This is a genomic window from Rhodococcus sp. (in: high G+C Gram-positive bacteria), from assembly GCF_049286785.1.
Classification (GTDB): domain Bacteria; phylum Actinomycetota; class Actinomycetes; order Mycobacteriales; family Mycobacteriaceae; genus Rhodococcus_F.
The window spans coordinates 1-19,473 of sequence record NZ_JBAQEO010000653.1; the positions used below are offsets into that span (position 1 = coordinate 1).

The following is a 19,473-nucleotide window of genomic DNA, read 5'->3' on the forward strand; positions in this document are numbered from 1 at the left end:
CCTCCGTACGCTGTGGAGGTGACCGCAGTCCTGCTTGCTGAAGATGACGAAGCCATCGCCGCGCCACTGTCGCGGGCGCTGGGTCGAGAGGGCTACGACGTCACCGTCGAGCAGACCGGTCCAGCCGCGCTGCAGCAGGCCCTCGAGGGCGCATACGACCTGCTGATCCTCGATCTGGGGCTTCCCGGAATGGATGGGCTCGAGGTGTGCCGGCAGGTGCGGGCACACAGTTCCGAGTTGGCCGTGCTGATGCTCACCGCCCGCACCGACGAAGTTGATTTCGTCGTCGGTCTCGACGCGGGCGCCGACGACTACGTCGGCAAGCCTTTCCGCCTGGCGGAGCTGATGGCTCGGGTGCGGGCCCTTCTCCGCAGGCGAGGACCGGGTGAGGACACCGTGGTTGAGGTCGGCGGAATCCGGCTCGACCCGGCTGCACGACGCGTCCTCGTCAACGGCACCGAGATAGCGCTCGCCAACAAGGAATACGAACTGCTCAGGGTGCTCCTCGAACACGCCGGACAGGTCGTGTCCCGTGACGCGATCCTCGCGGAGGTGTGGGGCGACGTGGAACTGCGTGGCTCGAAGACTCTCGACATGCACATGTCGTGGCTGCGCCGGAAGATCGGTGACGAGGGGCCCGCGGCGGAGCGACGCATCGCCACGGTTCGCGGTGTCGGCTTCCGCATCAACACCGACTAGGCGGCGCAGTGCGCCGCAGAATTCTCCAGTCGATTCTGGGCGTCGTGATCCTCACGGCGCTCCTGTTCGGTGCGCCCCTCATCTACACCGCATGGTTGTGGGTCGAGGACTTGACGAGAAGCGATCTTCAGCGGCGGCTCGATCAGATGGCCACCGAGATCATCACCCAGGAGGGCGCCGACGGCGTCGTCGAGGGAGCGCTGGACACCAACTCGCTGCGGCTGCTCACGCCGTCCGGTGGCCGCCTGGTGGTGATCTACCCGAGTACCGAGGAAAGTGCATCGAGAGTCGACATCGGCGAAGCGACCGTGCCGTCGGCCCTCGTGGAGTCGCTCGCGATGGGTACGTCAGGTTCGCTCCGACTCGAAGTGCCCTCCGAAGAGATGCGCACCCAGCAGAGGCAGGCGGTGGGTGCGGTCGCACTCCTCGTGCTGGTGTCCATCGCCGCGGGCACCGTGGTCGCGGTGGTCACCGCGAAGCGCCTCGCCGATCCACTGCGGGATGTGGCGAATCGGGCTGCCCGGCTGGCCGAGGGCGACTGGCGACCCGACCCGCAACGCCACGGCATACCCGAACTCGACCGAGTATCCGATGTCCTCGACTCCGCGACGGTGGAGATCGCAGGTCGCCTCCAGCGAGAACACGCGCTCGTCGCCGACGTCTCCCATCAACTGCGGAGCCGGCTCACAGCGGTACGGCTGCGACTCGATGAACTGTCCGTTCATCCGGATCCTGCCGTGGTGATCGAGGCGGACGAGGCAATGGCTCAGGTGGACCGCCTCACCGTTGCGATCGACGAACTCGTCCGGTCGTCGCGAAGCGGCGGTTCGGACACTCAGGTGTCGGTGATCCGGGAACTTGGTGTGGTCATCGCCGACTGGAAAAGGCCGTTCGAGGACGCGGGCCGGCAACTGCTGTTGCGTGGTGATGCCGACGTGATGGCGTCCACCAACGGTTCACGACTGCGGGAGGCGGTCGCGGTGCTCGTCGACAATGCCCTCATGCACGGGGCCGGTACATGTGCCGTCTCGGTGCGACTGATCGCGGGCCAGACACTCCGGGCCGCGACGTCCGAGAATGCGCTACGAGAATCGATGGTGTGCGTGGAGGTCTCGGACGAAGGCGCCGGGGTCAGCGACGACCTGGCACCCCACATCTTCGATCGCGGGTTCTCGGGTGCGGGCTCCACCGGGGTCGGCTTGGCGTTGGCACGCGCACTCATCGAGGCCGACGGTGGCCGGCTGGAACTGCAACGTCGCCGTCCGGCATTGTTCGCCATTTTCGTACCCGCCGCTCGTGAGCACGTTCCCATGAGGATCATCGGAACGAGGGAACCCCGCTAGTCAGGAGTGGCCGAACTCTTCCTCGGCGGCCTCGTCGAGCGCGTCCACGACGACCGGCGCATTCTCTTCCGGGAAGACGAACCGCCGGAACGACCAGAACCGGAATGCCATCTGGAGCAGATTACCGATCACGTAGGCGCTGATGAAGTCGGCGATGTTCTCGACCGTCAGACTGACGTCCGGAACGCGCAGGTCGAACACGTAACTGGAGATGTAGAGCGGCACGAAACTGATCACCACACCGATGCCGCTGATGATGAAGAACAGTAGCGCTTCGTGATGGCGCTCCCGTCCACCGCGGTTCTTGAACGACCACTCGCGGTTGAGCACGTAGGACGCGATGACGGCTACCACGCCGGCGATGATCTTCGCCGTCACCGGCTTCGATTCCAGTACCGACAGCTTCAACGTATAGAAGATGCCCGAGTCGATGATGAACGTCGTGCCACCCACGATCGCGAACTTGATGAGCTCGGAATGACGCAGCGCGAGATCGCGGAACGGCTGGGGAACGCGGGCAACTACCCCGTCGACAAAAGACACAACGAATGAGTTTACGAAAGCAGGCTCGATACCACTAATCGGTCATGAAATCATCAGCAGAATCACAGGAAGGATCGGTGGGCCACCTCGACGGCGGAACGCGGCGGCCGACGTGACAAACTTAGGACCCGTGACCGGCAACTCTGACTCCACTCCGCGTCCCACGACACCCCGCGATCTCTCCGCCGGGCAACCCGTCGTGACGATGATCGGCGGTGGCCAACTCGCTCGAATGACGCACCAGGCAGCCATCGCGCTCGGGCAGACCCTGCGCGTGCTCGCCGAAACGCCGGACGATCCCGCCGCCCAGGTGAGCCCCGATATCGTGCTCGGCAGCCACACGGACCTGCAGGCCCTCCGGAAGGCAGCCGTCGGCTCGCACGCATTCACGTTCGACCACGAACACGTTCCGACCGAACACCTCGACGTGCTCGTCGCGGAGGGCGTCAACGTGCAACCGCCGCCGCAGGCGCTGGTCTATGCGCAGGACAAGCTGGCGATGCGCCGCAAACTCCTCGAACTCGGAGCGCCCGTTCCGGCATACACCGAGGTGACCTGGGCCGAAGATGTCGTGAAGTTCGGAGCGGAACACGGCTGGCCCGTCGTCATCAAGGCGGTCCGCGGTGGATACGACGGCCGCGGTGTATGGATCACCGACGACCCGGACGAAGCCGAGCGGATCGTCACCCGGCAGCTCGATCACGGCGTCGCCCTCATCGTCGAGGAGAAGGTCGAGATGCGCCGCGAGCTGTCGGCGATGGTCGCTCGATCGCCTTTCGGCCAGGGCGCCACCTGGCCTGTCGTGGAGACCGTGCAATGGGACGGTCAGTGCGCGGTCGTGCTGGCCCCCGCCCCGCAGCTGCCCGACTCCGTGGCAGAGGCCGCCGAAGAGCTGGCTCTGCGGATTGCCTCGGAGCTCGGCGTGGTCGGCGCGATGGCGGTGGAGCTGTTCGAGACCACGGACGGCGACCTTCTCGTGAACGAACTTGCCATGCGTCCGCACAACTCGGGGCACTGGACCATGGACGGTGCTCGCACCTCTCAGTTCGAGCAGCACCTGCGGGCGGTCCTCGACTACCCACTCGGCGATACGTCGCCGTTGGCGCCGCTCACCGTGATGGCGAACGTGCTCGGCGCGCCGACGGCACCGGAGATGAGCATGGACGAGCGCATCCACCACCTCTTCGCGCGGATGCCCGACGCCAAGGTGCACATGTACGGCAAGGGTGAACGCAAGGATCGCAAGATCGGGCACGTCAACGTCGTGGGCGGACCGGGGTCGATCGACGACCCGGATTACGTGGCGAAGGTGCGCGAGCGCGCCGAGCGTGCCGCTCATTGGCTTTCGCACGCAGAATGGACCGACGGATGGGATGTACACGGTGAGTGAATCGGCAGTACAGGGCGCGCAGGTCGGACTCATCATGGGTAGCGACTCCGACTGGCCCACCATGGAGGCTGCTGCCGAGGCGCTGGCCGAGTTCGGGATCCGGTTCGAGGTGGGAGTGGTCTCCGCCCACCGCACACCGCAGCGGATGCTCGACTACGCCAGGGACGCCGCGGGGCGCGGGATCAAGGTAATCATCGCTGGGGCCGGCGGTGCCGCCCACCTGCCGGGCATGGTCGCGTCGGCCACCCCGTTGCCGGTGATCGGCGTGCCGGTGCCGCTGAAGTACCTCGACGGTATGGACTCGCTGCTCTCGATCGTGCAGATGCCGGCCGGTGTTCCTGTCGCGACGGTCTCCATCGGTGGTGCCAGGAACGCGGGCTTGCTCGCCGCCCGGATCCTCGGCGCGGCGGACCCCGCTCTGCGGCAGCAGATGGTGGACTTCCAGGAGGGCCTCGAGAAGATGGTCCTCGACAAGGATCGGGCGCTGCGGGACACGCTGCTGGGCTGAAGGCGCATTGTCGCTCCATTGTTCGACGCGAGGGCGTCGATTCGGCCCTGAGACGGGTCCGGCCGACGGTGGCTACCGGGTGAGCTGACGGGTGATCTTCTCGGTCCGGATGCGCCTGTCCATTGCGGACGGGTCGGCGTTGGCCACCTGGACCAGCGACGCTCCCGAGGCCAGTGCGGCGAGCAATCCGTCGATCAGCGCGTCCTGGGAATCCCATGCGAGGTCGGACAGTACGCGGTCCGTCGCGGAAATGCCCCGGGATGCCGCGGACGCACCGGCCGCGGCGAGGACGTCGTCGACGCTCCGGCCCGCGAACGCAGGACCCGCGAGGCCCGGGCGGAACTGATCGCCGTGCACGCGCACCGAGGTGGCGTAATCGGTGATCCCGACAGGCAGGTCGGGCACCGGGCGGCCGAACGCATCCAGCGACAGCGCCGCCACTTCGGGGACGTCGGCCACCTCGTCGAGACGATCCGCGGATACGAGAGCGACCGCGGTATCGGCGTCCGGTTCGAGTACCACCTCGGCGCCTGCCCACCAGGTGCCGAGCAGGACTGCCGCCGTCTGCCAGTGTGCGGGGAGCAGCACTGCGACCCGAGCGCCGGGCTCGACGGCGAATTCGTCGCGCAGAAGGTTGGCAGTCTTGGCCGCCCAGTTGGCGAGCGTCAGCGCGGAGAGCTCCACCCGCTCGCCGGTGGTGTCGTCGTAGAAGGTGATGCGCGGGCCCGCCGGGTCGGTCGCCAGGATCGGGTCGAGGATCGCTTCGGTCAGCGTGCGGGACGCGTGGTTCATGGACACAGTTCGTTTCTCGGTTCTCTAGTTCACGCAACGCGGGCCGGAGGAGCCGGCGTCGATGGCAGGTCCGGGAGGAGCGGGGGTGGGGCTCGTTCCGGCGGCAGACAGGGTCTCGGGCGTGGTGGTGGATTCGCCGGCCGCGGACGGGCCGTCGTAGTCAGCCGACAGCACCACGCGCACCGATCCCTCGGCGAGGGACTCGTCGACGGCTGTCGGAAGCCCACCGAGTGCGGCCGCCACCGCCTGTGCGCTGTCGTCGTCGGATTTCGCGAATACCGTCGACTCGCGCACCGACGTGCCGGTGTAGTTGCCCACCTCGCCCTGGACGTAGCCGAGTGAGGCGAGTACCTCGGCCACACCGCTGGCGAGTCCGTCGATCCCACTGTCGTTAGCGACGTCGACGGTGAGGGTAGAGGCATCGATGTTCGGCTTCTCCGATGTGGTCTCCTCGGCTTCCGACGGATCGTCGCCGACCAGGCCGGCCACGTACTTCTTCACCTCCCGCGGCTCGACCTCGACGATGGACTCGCCGTAGTCGGTCATGCCGTTGAGGTCCGCGACGGGGATCGTCTCGAACTTCACCTTGCCACCGGCAAGGTCTTGTAGCTGGGTGGCGAAGTCGATGATGTCCCAGTCGTCGTCGAGCACCACAGAACGCTGGACCGCGGCGCTGAGCTCGTTCAATTTGCCGGGATTGCTGAGTGTCTTCGCGCTGAGGACCTTGCCGACGAGCGATGCCATGAACACCTGCTGGCGCACGATGCGGTCGAGGTCGCCTCGGGGAAGGTCGTGTCGCTGCCGGACGAAGCTGAGCGCGTCGGCGCCGTTCAGGGTCTGTTCGCCGGCGGGGAAGTGGGCACCGGACAGTTCTTCGTCCACCGGCGCGTTGAGGCACACGTCGACACCGCCCACCGCGTTGGTGAGTAGCACGAACCCGAGGAGCCCGACCTCGGCGTAGTGGTCGACGGTGATCCCGGTCAGCCCGGCGACCGACTCGATCAGCGCCTCCCGGCCGGCCTCCGTGGACTCCGCTTCGGCCTCCTTGTCGGTGGAGCCGCCCTCGACCAGTTTCAGCCGCTCGGTTTCCTTGGTGGCACCGTAGGCGGCGTTGATCTTGGACATGCCGATACCCGGGACGTTCACGTAGGAGTCGCGGGGGATCGAGATGGCGGTGGCCGAACTGCCGTCGTCGGGAACCCGGATGAGGACGATGGTGTCGGTATTCGACGCCACCTCGGCCCCGGCGCGAAGGGAGTCGAGTTCCTGCTGCGACAGAGGATTGCCGTGTGCGTCCGTACGACTGTCGGTACCCACCATCAGGATGTCCACTGCACCGTCGGCGCTTCCGCCGAGTCCCAGACCGCCGGCGGTCGCCAGATTGCTGCGCAACGTGTCGATGCTCCGCCAGGCGAACCCGGTCATGACGAGAGTGAGCACGGAGAGTGCGGCGACCGCGATGTGAGCCCGCCGCCCCGCCGTCCTCGGGGGCGGACCCGGTTCGGTTGGCTCGTGTGACACAGGGTCCAGGCTACTGGGCGGCGCGCTCGGAACCTGGAAGCGTCCATCGGCGTGCCAGACTGACCCCGTGACGAACATCCTTGTGACCGGTGCCCGGGGACAGCTGGGCGGACAACTTCTCCGGCGCGCCGCAGCGGAAGGGATCGACGTGCGGGGCGTGGGGTCGAACGAACTCGACATCACGGACCGCGCGGCGGTGTCCGGGCTGGTGGCCGACGCCGCCGTGGTGATCAACTGCGCCGCCTATACCGCGGTCGACGCGGCGGAGACGGATGAGGACTCGGCAAGAGCGGTGAACGAGCGCGGGGCGGCTGATCTTGCGGCGGCCTGTGCCGCGGCAGGATCCCGGTTGATCCATGTCTCCACCGACTATGTGTTCGACGGGCAGAGCGAGACCCCATACGACGTGGACGCGCCGACCGGACCGGCCACCGCGTACGGGCGCACCAAGCTGGCGGGCGAGCGTGCGGTGCACGCAGCACTGCCGTCGGCCCACGTGGTGCGCACGGCCTGGGTGTATTCGGGAGTCGGATCGGACTTCGTGTCAACCATGGTCCGGCTCGAGCGTGAACGGGACACCGTCGACGTCGTGGACGACCAGGTGGGATCGCCCACATTCGCGGGCGACCTGGCGAGCGCCCTGCTCGAACTGGCAGTCCGGGCAGACGTCACGGCGCCCGTCCTGCACGCCACCAACGCCGGACGGGCTACCTGGTTCGAGCTCGCCCGCGCGGTATTCGAGGAAGTGGGCGCGGATCCGGCCCGGGTACGACCGTGCACGAGCGCCCAGTTCGTCCGCCCCGCCCCGCGGCCCGCCTTCTCCGTGCTGTCGGGCCGGGCGTGGGAAGAGGCGGGCCTGACCCCGTTGCGGCCCTGGCGCGAGGCACTGCGGGCGGCATTGCAGGAAACGGTGTGAGGGAGACGACGTCAGTGCTGCGTGAGGCAGACCCCGCCGATGCGGCTACGCTTGCCGGCGTGAGTTCGAAGCTGGCCGTGGTGACGGTGACCTATTCGCCAGGCGAGCACCTGGAGCATTTCCTGACGACTCTCGCCGAGGCCACGTCCGAGAATCCGCACGTTCTGATGGCCGACAACGGTTCGACCGACGGAGCGCCCGAGGCTGCCGATCGAGCTCACGAGAACGTGCGCCTGCTGCGCACCGGTGGAAACATCGGTTACGGCGGTGCCGTCAACAGGGCTGTCGCGGAGATCGACGAAGACGTCGAGTTCGTCGTCGTCGCCAATCCGGATATCCGCTGGGCCCCCGGATCGATCGACGTCCTGCTCGAGGCCGCCGAGCGCTGGCCGCGGGCGGGTGCGCTCGGTCCTCTCGTGCGCGAACCGGACGGAAGTATCTACCCGTCGGCGCGGCACGTGCCCGACCTGGTGTCGGGGGCGGCGCATGCCGTCCTGGGGACGGTGTGGCCGTCGAATCCGTGGACGGCAGGATATCGGCAGGAGAACGAGTCGGTCAGCGAGCGCACGGTGGGGTGGCTCTCGGGCTCGTGCCTGTTGATGCGGCGGGCCGCATTCGACTCGATCGACGGATTCGATTCTCGGTACTTCATGTACATGGAGGACGTCGATCTCGGTGACCGCCTGGGCAGGGCGGGGTGGCTCAACATGTACGTTCCGTCCGCCGAGGTCACCCATGCCAAGGGTCACGCGGCGGGACGGCATCCCGAACTCATGCTGCCGGCGCACCATCAGAGTGCGTACCGCTTCCAGGCGGATCGGCATCCGCTGTGGTGGCAGGCCCCGTTGCGGTGGGCCCTGCGAGGCGGTTTGGCAGTGCGTTCCAAGATCGCGGTGGCCGCCGCGGTCCGGGAACGCCGTAGGAACACTCAACGAGGGGACGGCGTCGCATGACGATCGAAGGCAACACCGATGCAGTTGTTCTGGTGGGGGGCAAGGGAACCCGTCTTCGCCCGCTCACGCTGTCCGCGCCCAAGCCGATGCTGCCCACGGCCGGGTTGCCCTTTCTGACGCACCTCTTGGCCCGTATCGAAGCAGCGGGGATCAAGCACGTGGTACTGGGTACTTCCTTCAAGGCCGAGGTTTTCGAGGACTATTTCGGTGACGGATCCAAGATGGGTCTCGAGATCGAATACGTCACCGAGACCGAACCTTTGGGAACCGGTGGCGGCATCAGGAACGTGCTGCCGAACTTGCGCGGCGACAACGTGATGGTCTTCAACGGAGACGTGCTCGGCGGCACCGATCTGGGCGCGATTCTCGACACCCACACCTCCACCGACGCGGATGTCACGCTGCACCTGGTGCGGGTGGGAGATCCGCGCGCCTTCGGTTGCGTTCCCACCGACGAAGACGGCCGGGTCACCGCCTTCCTCGAGAAGACGCAGGACCCGCCGACCGACCAGATCAACGCCGGCTGTTACGTGTTCAAGCGGAAGATCATCGAACAGATCCCCGAGGGCCGGGCGGTCTCGGTGGAGCGCGAGGTGTTCCCCGCCCTGCTGGCCGAGGGTGCCCGTGTGTACGCCCACGTCGACACCTCGTACTGGCGCGACATGGGTACGCCGGAGGACTTCGTGCGGGGCTCGGCGGATCTGGTGCGCGGAATCGCGCCGTCGCCGGCACTCGAGGGGCCGCGGGGCGAGTCCCTCGTCCATCCCGGCGCCGGTGTGGCGCCGGGCGCAGTTCTCATCGGCGGGACGGTCGTCGGCCGTGGCGCAGAGGTGGGTGCCGGCGCGCGACTCGACGGCGCTGTGCTCTTCGATGGCGCGGTGGTGGAGGCCGGCGCAACGGTGGAACGGTCGATCATCGGTTTCGGAGCGCGTATCGGTCCAAGGGCTTTGGTACGCGACGCGGTGATCGGGGACGGCGCGGATATCGGGGCCCGCTGCGAGTTGCTGCGCGGGGCACGGGTGTGGCCTGGCGTGGCATTGCCCGACGGCGGCATCAGATTCAGCACCGACGTCTGAGAGCGTCTACCGCAGTCCGGCCAGGTGCACCAGGTTGTCGATCGTGTCCTTCTCGGCGTTCGGTGGAAGTTCGTCCACCGGGAACCAGCGGAGGTCGGTCGATTCCGAACTTCGGACGATGTGAGCACCCGGCCGTGCCCGGACCAGAAACCGTAGGTCCAGGTGGCGGGTGGGTCGACCGAGGGAACACGTGATGGGATGCGTGTGCGCCGACAGCAGTGCGGGATCGATGCGCAGGTCGGGGATGCCCGATTCCTCGCAGGCCTCCCGTGCTGCCGCGTCGACGACGGTGTCGTCGGAAACCTCGCAGTGCCCGCCTAATTGAATCCACCGTCCCACGCGTGGGTGGAGGGTGAGAAGCACGTGGCATCCGTCTTCGTCCAGGACGAGGGACGACGCCGTGATATGGCCGGGGGCGTGCTCACGGAGACAGCCGAGCGGTGCGGACCCCAGGAACGCGAGCATGGTGTGGCGTAGCGCCTCGTCGTTCTCGCTGAGGGTCGTCCAGCCCTCGAGCGCCTCGGTCGCGGACCGGTGCAGGGATTCGGCAGTCATCGGCTCGCGCTCATTTCTCGATCAGGGCGTCACCGGGATCAGCGGCGTCGCGCACGGTCAGGGGCGTGAGCGGGTGTCCGACGGCGATCGCGCCGAGCGGCCGCCAGTCGCCGGGTAGGTCGAGCGTCGCACGGACGACGTCTGCCGCGAAGATCGTGGATCCGATCCAGCAACTACCGATTCCCCTGGTGGCCAACGACACCAGCAGTCCCTGCACGGCGGCGCCCACAGCCACCGTGAACATCGTGTCTTCGGCGGCACGCCGGCGGTCGTCCGGATAGGTGTGGGCGCCGTCCGGAACGCAGAACGGGATGATCACCTCGGGGGCGTCGAAGAGGATGTTGCCGCGCGCGAGGCGGGCCTCCACGGCGTCTGCGGACAGGCCGTCGGACGTGAGGTCCGACCGCCACCGATCCCGCAGGCGGGAAAGCAGTTCCGTCCGGACGTGGTCGGTGCGCAGCCAGACGAACCGCACCGGACGCGTGTGGTGCGGGGCCGGCGCGGTCAATGCCTCGGCGATCGACGCGCGGATCGCGGCGGGCTCGACCTGGTCCGCGGCGAACTCGCGAATCGAACGTCGAAGCAGCAACGCCTCCGAACGGCCGAGCGCACGTGATTCCTCGGTGCCGAGCCAGAAGAGGTCCTCCTCGCCACTGCGGATGAGATCCCTTGCGCTCGAGCCGTCGTCGGCCAGCCCGAGACCCCGGACCACCGCGACGGGGACACCACCGAGTTTGCCCTTCACGAGATCTCCGGCGGCGGCGATCTCGTCGGCGAGGGCGACCGCTGTCACGAGCAGTTCGTTGCCCTGACCGTCGGTGGAACCGGCGTACTCGTGCAGCACGGGCAGACCGGCAGCGCCGATGGCGGCGTCGATCTGGCCGTTGCGCCACGCGCGCCCCATCGTGTCCGTGACGACCACGGCCACCGTGACCCCGAGTGCCTCCTCGACAGCGTTCCGGAGCGCCCGGGCACTGCGATCGGGATCCTCCGGCAGCAACGCGAGTTCACCACCGTCCACGTTGGACCCGTCGACTCCCGACGCGGCTTGGACGATCCCGAGACGATTCTCGGTGATCAATGTCCGACCCTTACGGGCGACGACGCGCACCGCCTCCTGATCGATGAGTCGGCGCCGGGCGGTGTCCCGCTCCTCGGGGTCCGTGGGGGAGCGGACGATGCGGCCCTCCACCTTGGAGATCACCTTGCTCGTGACCACCAGAATGTCGCCGTGTCGGAGCCATGGAGCGGCAGTGACGATGGCTCCGGCCAGATCGTCACCGGGACGGAACTCGGGCAGGCCCGGAACCGGGAGAATCTCGATCGGTCGGCCGGGAGCATGATCGACTTGCTGCGCGAAGGCCTCGCTCACAGTGTCACTCCCACGAGATCGCATGCCGCCCGTACCATTTCCGCAGTGGTGTCGGGGTCAGTCATGAGCAGCGGAACGCTGCGGACCGCCACATTCGGAACGTCCGCGGTGTCGGTGTCGTGAACGAGCCAGCCGTCCAGAATCCCCGTCCCGCCTCGCGCGCCCCCCGTCCCGCCTCGCGCGCCGTAGTAACGCCCGATCGCCTCCGCGGACGTCTCGACCCCGATCACCGCGAGGCATTCGTCCGCCATGCCGCGCAACGGCTTTCCCCCGATGATCGGAGAGATCCCGACGACCTTGGCGGATGTGGTGCGAAGAGCTCCGCGGATTCCGGGCACGGCCAGGATCGCACCGATGCTCACCACCGGATTCGACGGGGCCAGGAAGACGACGTCGGACGATTCGATCGCCTCGAGAACGCCGGGGGCAGGGATGGCCTGGTCGGCACCGATGTGCGCGAAGCTGTGCGTGGGCACCTGCGCGCGATGACGCACCCACCATTCCTGGAAGTGGATCGCGCGCTGCTCGCCGTCTTCGGGGTCGGTGATGACCACGTGGGTTTCGCTGCGGTCGTCCGTGACCGGAAGGAGTGACACACCGGGCTGCCATCGGTTGCACAGCGCCTCGGTCACCGCGGACAGAGGGTACCCCGTGCGCAGCATCTGGCTACGGATCAGGTGTGTGGCGATGTCCCGGTCGCCGAGGCCGAACCAGTCGGGCTTCGCGCCATACGCCGCGAGTTCCTCTTTAGCATTCCAGGTTTCGTCCTTGTGGCCCCAGCCGCGCTGGGTGTCGATGCCGCCACCCAGCGTGTACATGCAGGTGTCGAGGTCGGGGCAGATTCGGAGCCCGTGCATCCAGACGTCGTCGCCGACATTGACCACAGCGGTGATGTGATGCCCCCCACCCGCCTCTGAGCGATCCTCGAGAAGTTTGCGTACTCCTTGCAGGAAACGAGCCCCGCCGACCCCGCCAACCAATACAGTCACGTTCACAGCTCAAAGCCTAGGCGGTGGCTCCGAGCTGCCGCCGGGCTGCTCGCCTGGAGGCATTTCGGGCCGCGAAATACTAATGGACTTTCGTTCGCTAGCTTGACCGCGACACGCTGGCCGTGTGTAATCACAAATGTGTCATTCCGACGTTGTGAGCGTGGAATCACTTGCAGCGGGGGCGGTTCGAACAAAGATTCGAACGAATGGCAGGTGTTCGGTTTCGAGGTACGTGTGTGATCGAATTTTTCTGCGCTATCACAGGTGAGGAGGCGGAACGATGCCCAATGAGCAAGCCGAGTCGGAGACTCGCTGGAGCACAGTAAGCGACGAACCGCAGACCAAGTCCGAAGCAGGCGCAGCAGACAGCGTCTGTGTACGAGAAGTCAGTATCCCGGAAGACGATCTGCACGACGCGGGGCTCTCGAGTGCCGTGTCCGGGCATTCTGTGCGGACTCTCGTCCCACAGGAAGTCGAGACGGCGGGCCCGCGCCCGGCGTTGAGTCTGGTGACCGGTTTCGACGAGTTGTTCGAGACCATCGAGGATCAGTGGCAGGAGCGCGCATTGTGCGCGCAAACCGACCCTGAGGCATTCTTCCCCGAGAAGGGCGGCTCCACCAGGGAAGCGAAGCGCATCTGCATGGGCTGCGAAGTACGGGACGAATGCCTCGACTACGCACTGGGCAATGACGAACGCTTCGGTATCTGGGGTGGACTGTCGGAACGTGAGCGCCGGCGGCTCAAGCGGGGAATCGTCTAGTCAGTCGTCTTCGCCCGGCAGCTCCGGGTCGATGATCTCGGGTTCCACTCCGAGGTAGGTGCTCACCTGTTGCACCAGCACGTCGTGCACCAGATCGGTCAGCTCATCGATGTCTTTCGCGCGCTGTTCCAACGGCCGGCGAAAGAGTACGACCCGCGCCCGCGTCGTTGCACCGTGTCGATCGACGCCTGCCGGGATCAGCCGTGACAGCGGCACGGGCCCGTCGGCCACCACCTCGGATGGCCAGTTCACCGAATCTGGGTCCAGTGCATGGATCTTCGGAACTTCGTCGACCGCGATGTCGAGTTTTGTCAGTCGCTCCCGCCACCGTGCGTCGATCGGGGCGAACGCTTCGAGCACCGTGAGGTCGAACTTCTCTGCGCGGCTGCGCCTCGCCGGCGCGTCGGGGGGATAGACCGAACCGCGGATTCCGCGTCCCCGGCGGTCGACCGATCGCGTGGTGACCTGACGCCTGCGTCGTGCATTGGACATGAAATGGACATTACGACAGCGGCATACTCCCGGTGTGTCCGAGTAGGCGTCGGGCGCCCCGGGGGCTAGGCTCCCTACCTGTGAGATCTCTGCGTCGATGCTGCCGCCCCGGGTGCAAGAACCCCGCTGTCGCGACGCTCACGTACGTCTACTCCGACTCCACGGCCGTGGTGGGTCCGCTGGCAACGGTGGACGAGCCGCACTCGTGGGATCTGTGTGAAACCCATGCGTCGCGTATCACCGCCCCGAAGGGCTGGGAGTTGGTGCGATACGAGGGCGGATTCTCGTCGAGTACGCCCGACGAGGACGACCTGACCGCACTCGCCGAAGCGGTGCGTGAGGCAGGTCTCGGAGACCGGGGGCGTCCCGACCGATCCGCGTATCCCACCGAGGAGCGCACCGAGACCGGCACACGTCCCAGCCCTGCACGGACGGGTCGCCGGGGACATCTCCGGGTGCTTCCCGACCCTGCGAACTGACCCCGCAAAAGACCCTGCGAAGCGACGCGACCGCGCAATCCGATGTGAGGTCGATCGGCTACCCGTGCCTGTCGCCTCCCAGGCATTAGGCTTTGCGCCGGCACCGGTGCACGTTGAAGGAGAAAACAGAAGTGGCGCGATCAGCCGAGTCCGTACATGCCGTGATCAAGGCCTACGACGTGCGTGGTGTCGTCGGAGAGCACATCGACGCGGCATTCGTCCGCGACGTGGGTGGTGCTTTCGCGCGGCTCATGCGCGAGGAGGGCGCGGAGAAGATCGCGATCGGTTACGACATGCGTGAATCCTCACCGGGTCTGGCGGACTCGTTCGGCGAAGGAGTCACCGCGCAGGGGCTCGATGTGGTCCTCATCGGGCTGGCGTCCACCGATCAACTGTATTTCGCGTCGGGACTGTTCGACGCGCCGGGCGCCATGTTCACCGCGAGCCATAATCCTGCCAAGTACAACGGCATCAAGCTGTGCCGCGCAGGCGCGAAGCCCGTCGGCCAGGAGACCGGTCTGGCGACGATCGCCTCCGAGGTCATCGAGGGCGTGCCCGCTTACGACGGCGCGCCGGGCACCGTATCGGAAGAAGATGTGCTCGATCGGTACGCCCGTTTCGTGCGCGGCCTGGTCAACCTTTCGGACATGCGCCCGCTGAAGGTCGCAGTCGACGCCGGAAACGGAATGGGCGGCCACACCGTCCCGGCGGTATTCGAGCCGATACCGGTCACGCTGGAACCACTGTTCTTCGAACTCGACGGCACTTTCCCCAACCACGAGGCCAACCCGCTGGATCCCGCCAATCTCGTCGACCTGCAGCGGTTCGTGCGCGAGACGGGGGCCGACATCGGTCTGGCATTCGACGGCGACGCCGATCGCTGTTTCGTCGTCGACGAGCGGGGGGAGCCGGTCTCGCCCTCGGCGGTGACAGCTCTCGTCGCCGAGCGCGAACTGGCCAAGGAACCCGGTGCTACCGTCATCCACAACCTCATCACCTCCCGCGCGGTCCCGGAGCTGGTGACCGAGTTGGGTGGCAAGCCGGTCCGTACGCGGGTGGGGCATTCGTTCATCAAGCAGCAGATGGCCGAGACCGGCGCGATCTTCGGTGGCGAGCACTCGGCTCACTACTACTTCCGCGACTTCTGGGGTGCCGATTCCGGCATGCTCGCAGGACTTCATGTGCTCGCAGCGCTCGGTGAACAGGCTCGGCCGCTGTCGGAGCTGATGGCGAAGTACGAACGCTACGCGGCGTCCGGGGAGATCAACTCCACGGTGGACGATGCCGCCGCACGCACTGATGCGGTGCTGTCGGCATTCGCGGACCGCACCGTCCATGTGGACCGCCTCGACGGTGTCACCGTCGACTTGAAGGACAACGCCTGGTTCAATCTGCGCGCGTCCAATACCGAACCGTTGTTGCGACTGAATGTGGAGGCGCCGACATCCGGGGACGTAGACGCACTCGTTACCGAGATATTGGGCATCGTGCGAGCCTGACTGCCATAGTTGGAATCAACAGGTTCGAGAGCGTCGCGCGAGCGCGGTGCGCATTTATGGAGAAAGGGGGTGCGGTGACATGACAGCGCCGACGCCCCTGTTCGACCTCGACGACGGGGACGGACTGGTGGCAGCCGATACTGCCGGTGTACTGCGATCCGCTGCGATGGGTGGGGCCCAGATCAGGGCCACGAAGTCGGCGGTCGACGAAGGGGTTCTCGAGAGGCTCCGGGGACTGCGTCCACGCAGTGTCGTCGTGGTGGCCGGTGCCGGGCGTGCGAGCCGGGGGGCGGCGGTCCTCACCGCCGTGCTGGCCGATCGGATCGGATTCCCGTTGCTGTGCGCGACGCGTACTCCCAGCTGGATCGGACCGCTGGATGTCGTCGTGGTCGCGGGGGATGACGCGGGCGACCCCCGGCTCGTGCACGCGATCGATGCGGCGGTGCGGCGCGGCGCCGAAGTCGTGGTGGCGGCTCCGGACGAGGGGCCGCTGCAGGCGGCAGCGGCGGGGCGCGTCGCGATGTTCGCGCCGCGGGTGCACACCTATGCCCGTCATGGATTGCTGCGATACTTCGCGGTCCTGCTGGCAGTGCTGCGCGTGGTGGGAGCGGAGCGCTGGGAAGATGTGCCCGACCTCGGGCAGATCGCCGACGCCGTCGACGAGGAGGCGCTCCGGAACAGACCGACCAGCGAGGTCTTCCACAATCCTGCCAAGTCTCTCGCTTCCCGCATGCAGGGGCGCCGGGTGGTGCTCACCGGTGAACCCGGTGCCACCGTGGAACTGGCGCGCCACGGTGCCGAAGCGTTGCTGCACGCGGGACGGGTATCTGCGGCGTCGGAACTCTCGGAAGTCATCAGCGTGGCAGGGACCCTTCGAGCCGCGGAGACGGCGACCGGCCACGATCCGATCTTCCACGACCCGGAACTGGACGCGCCCCCGCCGGCCATGCCGGTCCGGACATTCGTCATCACCTCGGAGACTGATCGGATGACCACCGAACGCAGAATCGCGGTACTCGGCGATGCCGAACTCGTGATCGCATCCGAGGACGCGGCAGGACGGATCAAGCATTCCGAACTCGAACAGGCGGCGATCCTCGTCGGCAGACTCGACATGACGGCCGCCTATCTCCATCTGATCGGTGGTGTCTAGTGCACCGACTCGAAGGTGCGCTCCGGTCCTACGCCTGGGGATCGCGCACCGCCCTTGCACTGCTGCGCGGTATGCCGGTGCCGACGGCGCATCCGGAAGCGGAGCTCTGGCTGGGAGCGCATCCCGGGGACCCGGCCTGTGTTCTCACCGAGGACGGGCCCCGGTCGCTTCTCGACCTCGTGCACTCGGACCCCGTACGCCAGCTCGGACAGCGGACCGTCGAGAACTTCGGCGACCGCCTTCCCTTTCTGCTCAAGTTGCTCGCCGCGGAGGAGCCCCTGTCGTTGCAGGCCCACCCCAGCGCGGAACAGGCCTGGGAGGGTTTCGCTCGGGAGAACGAGGCAGGGATTCCCCTCGAGTCCTCGGTACGCAACTACAAGGACGACAGTCACAAGCCGGAACTTGTCGTGGCGCTCAGCCGCTTCGAGGCACTTGCCGGGTTCCGTGACCCGCAGCGCACGGTCAAGCTGCTCGAGGCCATCTCGGTACCTGAACTGGAGCCGTACATCGGCCTGATTGCGGGGCAACCCGATTCGGACGGGCTCCGTGCTCTCTTCACCACCTGGATCACCTTGCCGCCGCCCGTGCTCGCGGCGTTGATGCCTGGAGTGCTCGACGGGTGCGTCCGTTATCTGTCGACCACCCGGGACGGAGAGTTCGCTGCAGAGGTCCGGACGGCGCTCGAGCTGAGCGAGGTGTACCCGGGAGACGCAGGCGTACTGGCGGCACTGCTCCTCAATCGGGTCACCCTCGAACCCGGGCAGGGCCTGTACCTCGACGCCGGAAACCTGCATGCCTACCTTCACGGTGTGGCCGTCGAAATCATGGCCAACTCCGACAACGTCCTGCGCGGAGGACTCACCCCCAAGCATGTCGATGTTCCCGAACTTCTGCGGGTACTCGATTTCGAGACCGTCGATATTCCGATCCTCGAAGCCGAACAGGACCCGGACACGGCCGAGTTCGTCTACGCCACGCCCGCTCCGGAGTTCACGCTCGTCCGGATCGATCTGTCCTCCGCGATGCCGAAACACCGCTTCCACCCCGACGGCCCCCGCATCATCCTGTGCACTGAGGGCGCGGTAGAACTGCGCTCCGGCAATGATTCTCTCGATCTCGCACGGGGGCATGCCATCTGGATCGCTGCCAGTGACCCGGAGGTCACGGCGACCGCGACCACGGACACGGCTCAGCTGTTCGGCGCGAGGGTCGGCTCCTCGATCGCGTAGCCTGTGAGCCGCCCTGGATCGAACAGGGAGCTGTGCTCGCCGTGGCAGGGCGCCAGACGACCGAGAGGAGTAGTCAGTGTCGGCTCATGGGGGAAAGAAGGCGATCCTCGCCGCTCTCGGCGCCAACGCCGGTATCGCGGTGGCGAAGTTCGCGGGCTTCCTGATCACCGGTTCGTCGTCGATGCTCGCGGAGTCCGTGCACTCGGTGGCGGATACGTCGAATCAGGGTCTGCTCCTGCTCGGGCAGAAGAGATCCGAGCGCGCCGCAAACGATCTGCACCAGTTCGGATACGGCCGGAGCCGGTACTTCTATTCGTTCGTCGTGGCGCTCGTGTTGTTCAGTCTGGGTTCGCTGTTCGCAATCTACGAGGGTGTGCACAAGATCCAGCACCCCGAGGACCTCACCTCCCCGCTCGTCGCCGTCGTGATCCTGGTGATCGCGATCGGTCTGGAGTCGTTCAGTTTCTGGACCGCGGTGCGCGAATCGCGTCCGTTGAAAGGGAAGGGAACCTGGTGGTCGTTCATCCGCACGTCACGAAGCCCCGAACTCCCGGTGGTACTCCTCGAGGACACCGGCGCACTCATCGGCCTGATTCTCGCGCTCGGTGGTGTGGGGCTGTCGATGGTCACCGACGACCCCGTGTGGGACGGCATCGGTACGTTGTGCATCGGTGTGCTCCTCGGAATCATCGCCATCATCTTGATCATCGAGATGCACAGCCTGCTGATCGGTGAGGGTGCCACCGCGGGCGAGGAAGAGCGCATTCTCGACGCGCTGGTCGACGGCCACAGGTTCGAGAGCGTCATTCACTGCAAGACCCAGTACCTCGGGCCCGACGAGATTCTCGTCGCCGCGAAAGTGGCCGTGTCCGCCGGTTCGGACATCCATCAGGTGGCCACAGCGATCGACGAGGCCGAAGCCCGGGTGCGGGCAGCCGTCCCCGCAGCGCGCCGCATCTACATCGAACCGGACATCTTCCGGACCAGTGAAGGCATACGCTGAACGGCAACTTTCCGATGTGAGGAGGCTGACGTGGCCATCCAGGACAAAGGCGGCGGAGCACCGCAGGTCAGCGGACGTCCCTCTGGGTTGTTTCGCACCAAGTCGGTCGAACAGTCGATCAGGGACACGGACGAACCGGAAACCCGGCTCCGGAAGGACCTGACAGCCTGGGATCTCACCGTGTTCGGTGTCGCGGTCGTC

20 protein-coding genes and 1 pseudogene are annotated in these 19,473 nt (G+C 66.8%); 14 read left to right on the plus strand and 7 right to left on the minus strand.

Annotated elements, in window-relative coordinates; all coding sequences use genetic code 11:
• Positions 1-18 precede the first annotated feature (18 nt).
• Together WAW17_RS23510 and WAW17_RS23515 are read left to right on the plus strand one after the other, a co-directional pair.
• Positions 19-699, plus strand: a complete 681-nt coding sequence (locus tag WAW17_RS23510; protein ID WP_422335329.1) for a response regulator transcription factor — start codon at positions 19-21, stop codon at positions 697-699.
• Positions 700-707: 8 nt separating this feature from the next.
• Positions 708-2,042, plus strand: a complete 1,335-nt coding sequence (locus WAW17_RS23515) for a sensor histidine kinase (protein ID WP_422335312.1) — start codon at positions 708-710, stop codon at positions 2,040-2,042.
• Here the strand turns inward: WAW17_RS23515 and WAW17_RS23520 are convergent, their stop codons facing one another.
• Positions 2,043-2,585, minus strand: a complete 543-nt coding sequence (locus WAW17_RS23520) for a GtrA family protein (RefSeq protein WP_422335313.1) — start codon at positions 2,583-2,585, stop codon at positions 2,043-2,045. It lies immediately after the preceding gene.
• Between the two features lie 130 nt (positions 2,586-2,715).
• Here WAW17_RS23520 and WAW17_RS23525 point away from each other — a divergent pair, with 130 nt between their 5' ends.
• Both WAW17_RS23525 and purE read left to right on the plus strand, forming a co-directional pair.
• Complete coding sequence (locus WAW17_RS23525; protein WP_422335314.1) at positions 2,716-3,975, plus strand: 5-(carboxyamino)imidazole ribonucleotide synthase; 1,260 nt, start codon at positions 2,716-2,718, stop codon at positions 3,973-3,975.
• The gene (gene purE, locus WAW17_RS23530; protein ID WP_422335315.1) at positions 3,959-4,483 is read left to right on the plus strand and encodes a 5-(carboxyamino)imidazole ribonucleotide mutase; all 525 of its coding nucleotides are present in this window, start codon (positions 3,959-3,961) and stop codon (positions 4,481-4,483) included. The genes WAW17_RS23525 and purE overlap by 17 nt, the downstream gene beginning before the upstream one ends.
• 72 nt (positions 4,484-4,555) lie before the next feature.
• Here purE and WAW17_RS23535 read toward each other — a convergent pair whose 3' ends face one another.
• Both WAW17_RS23535 and WAW17_RS23540 read right to left on the minus strand, forming a co-directional pair.
• A complete protein-coding gene (locus WAW17_RS23535; RefSeq protein ID WP_422335316.1) occupies positions 4,556-5,275 on the minus strand; it encodes a TIGR03089 family protein in 720 nt (239 codons plus the stop codon).
• 24 nt (positions 5,276-5,299) lie between these two features.
• Positions 5,300-6,700: an LCP family protein gene (locus WAW17_RS23540; protein WP_422335330.1), complete on the minus strand. Its 1,401-nt coding sequence runs from the start codon at positions 6,698-6,700 to the stop codon at positions 5,300-5,302.
• 163 nt (positions 6,701-6,863) lie between these two features.
• Between WAW17_RS23540 and rfbD the strand changes: the two genes are divergently transcribed.
• Genes rfbD through WAW17_RS23555 form a run of 3 tightly spaced genes read left to right on the plus strand, consistent with a single transcriptional unit; the run spans position 6,864 to position 9,741 of the window.
• Complete coding sequence (gene rfbD / locus WAW17_RS23545) at positions 6,864-7,712, plus strand: dTDP-4-dehydrorhamnose reductase (protein ID WP_422335317.1); 849 nt, start codon at positions 6,864-6,866, stop codon at positions 7,710-7,712.
• A 59-nt stretch (positions 7,713-7,771) separates the two neighbouring features.
• A complete protein-coding gene (locus WAW17_RS23550; RefSeq protein WP_422335318.1) occupies positions 7,772-8,665 on the plus strand; it encodes a glycosyltransferase family 2 protein in 894 nt (297 codons plus the stop codon).
• A complete protein-coding gene (locus tag WAW17_RS23555; protein WP_422335319.1) occupies positions 8,662-9,741 on the plus strand; it encodes a sugar phosphate nucleotidyltransferase in 1,080 nt (359 codons plus the stop codon). Before WAW17_RS23550 ends, WAW17_RS23555 begins: the two co-directional genes overlap by 4 nt.
• A gap of 6 nt (positions 9,742-9,747) precedes the next feature.
• Here WAW17_RS23555 and WAW17_RS23560 read toward each other — a convergent pair whose 3' ends face one another.
• The 3 genes from WAW17_RS23560 to cofD are packed head-to-tail and all read right to left on the minus strand — an operon-like array spanning position 9,748 to position 12,663.
• The gene (locus WAW17_RS23560; protein ID WP_422335320.1) at positions 9,748-10,296 is read right to left on the minus strand and encodes an NUDIX hydrolase; all 549 of its coding nucleotides are present in this window, start codon (positions 10,294-10,296) and stop codon (positions 9,748-9,750) included.
• Between the two features lie 10 nt (positions 10,297-10,306).
• On the minus strand, positions 10,307-11,692 hold the full coding sequence (locus WAW17_RS23565; RefSeq protein ID WP_422335321.1) for a coenzyme F420-0:L-glutamate ligase: 1,386 nt from the start codon (positions 11,690-11,692) through the stop codon (positions 10,307-10,309).
• A complete protein-coding gene (cofD, locus tag WAW17_RS23570) occupies positions 11,665-12,663 on the minus strand; it encodes a 2-phospho-L-lactate transferase (protein ID WP_422335322.1) in 999 nt (332 codons plus the stop codon). Before cofD ends, WAW17_RS23565 begins: the two co-directional genes overlap by 28 nt.
• Positions 12,664-13,156: 493 nt before the next feature.
• On the opposite strand from cofD, the gene WAW17_RS23575 reads away from it, so the two are divergent.
• Complete coding sequence (locus WAW17_RS23575) at positions 13,157-13,417, plus strand: WhiB family transcriptional regulator (RefSeq protein ID WP_422335331.1); 261 nt, start codon at positions 13,157-13,159, stop codon at positions 13,415-13,417.
• On the opposite strand, the gene WAW17_RS23580 is transcribed toward WAW17_RS23575, so the two are convergent.
• Entirely contained in the window at positions 13,418-13,909 is a 492-nt protein-coding gene (locus tag WAW17_RS23580) for a metallopeptidase family protein (protein WP_422335323.1), read from the minus strand.
• Between the two features lie 80 nt (positions 13,910-13,989).
• Here WAW17_RS23580 and WAW17_RS23585 point away from each other — a divergent pair, with 80 nt between their 5' ends.
• The 6 genes and pseudogenes from WAW17_RS23585 to WAW17_RS23610 all read left to right on the plus strand — a co-directional run.
• A complete protein-coding gene (locus WAW17_RS23585; protein WP_422335324.1) occupies positions 13,990-14,388 on the plus strand; it encodes a DUF3499 domain-containing protein in 399 nt (132 codons plus the stop codon).
• A 131-nt stretch (positions 14,389-14,519) separates the two neighbouring features.
• The gene (locus WAW17_RS23590; RefSeq protein ID WP_422335325.1) at positions 14,520-15,887 is read left to right on the plus strand and encodes a phosphomannomutase/phosphoglucomutase; all 1,368 of its coding nucleotides are present in this window, start codon (positions 14,520-14,522) and stop codon (positions 15,885-15,887) included.
• Between the two features lie 79 nt (positions 15,888-15,966).
• Positions 15,967-17,040: a tobH protein gene (locus WAW17_RS23595; protein ID WP_422335326.1), complete on the plus strand. Its 1,074-nt coding sequence runs from the start codon at positions 15,967-15,969 to the stop codon at positions 17,038-17,040.
• Positions 17,040-18,269, plus strand: a complete 1,230-nt coding sequence (gene manA / locus WAW17_RS23600; RefSeq protein WP_422335327.1) for a mannose-6-phosphate isomerase, class I — start codon at positions 17,040-17,042, stop codon at positions 18,267-18,269. The genes WAW17_RS23595 and manA overlap by 1 nt, the downstream gene beginning before the upstream one ends.
• 76 nt (positions 18,270-18,345) lie before the next feature.
• The gene (locus WAW17_RS23605) at positions 18,346-19,272 is read left to right on the plus strand and encodes a cation diffusion facilitator family transporter (protein WP_422335328.1); all 927 of its coding nucleotides are present in this window, start codon (positions 18,346-18,348) and stop codon (positions 19,270-19,272) included.
• 30 nt (positions 19,273-19,302) lie between these two features.
• Positions 19,303-19,473 (plus strand): annotated as a pseudogene (locus tag WAW17_RS23610) (amino acid permease); the annotation flags it as partial.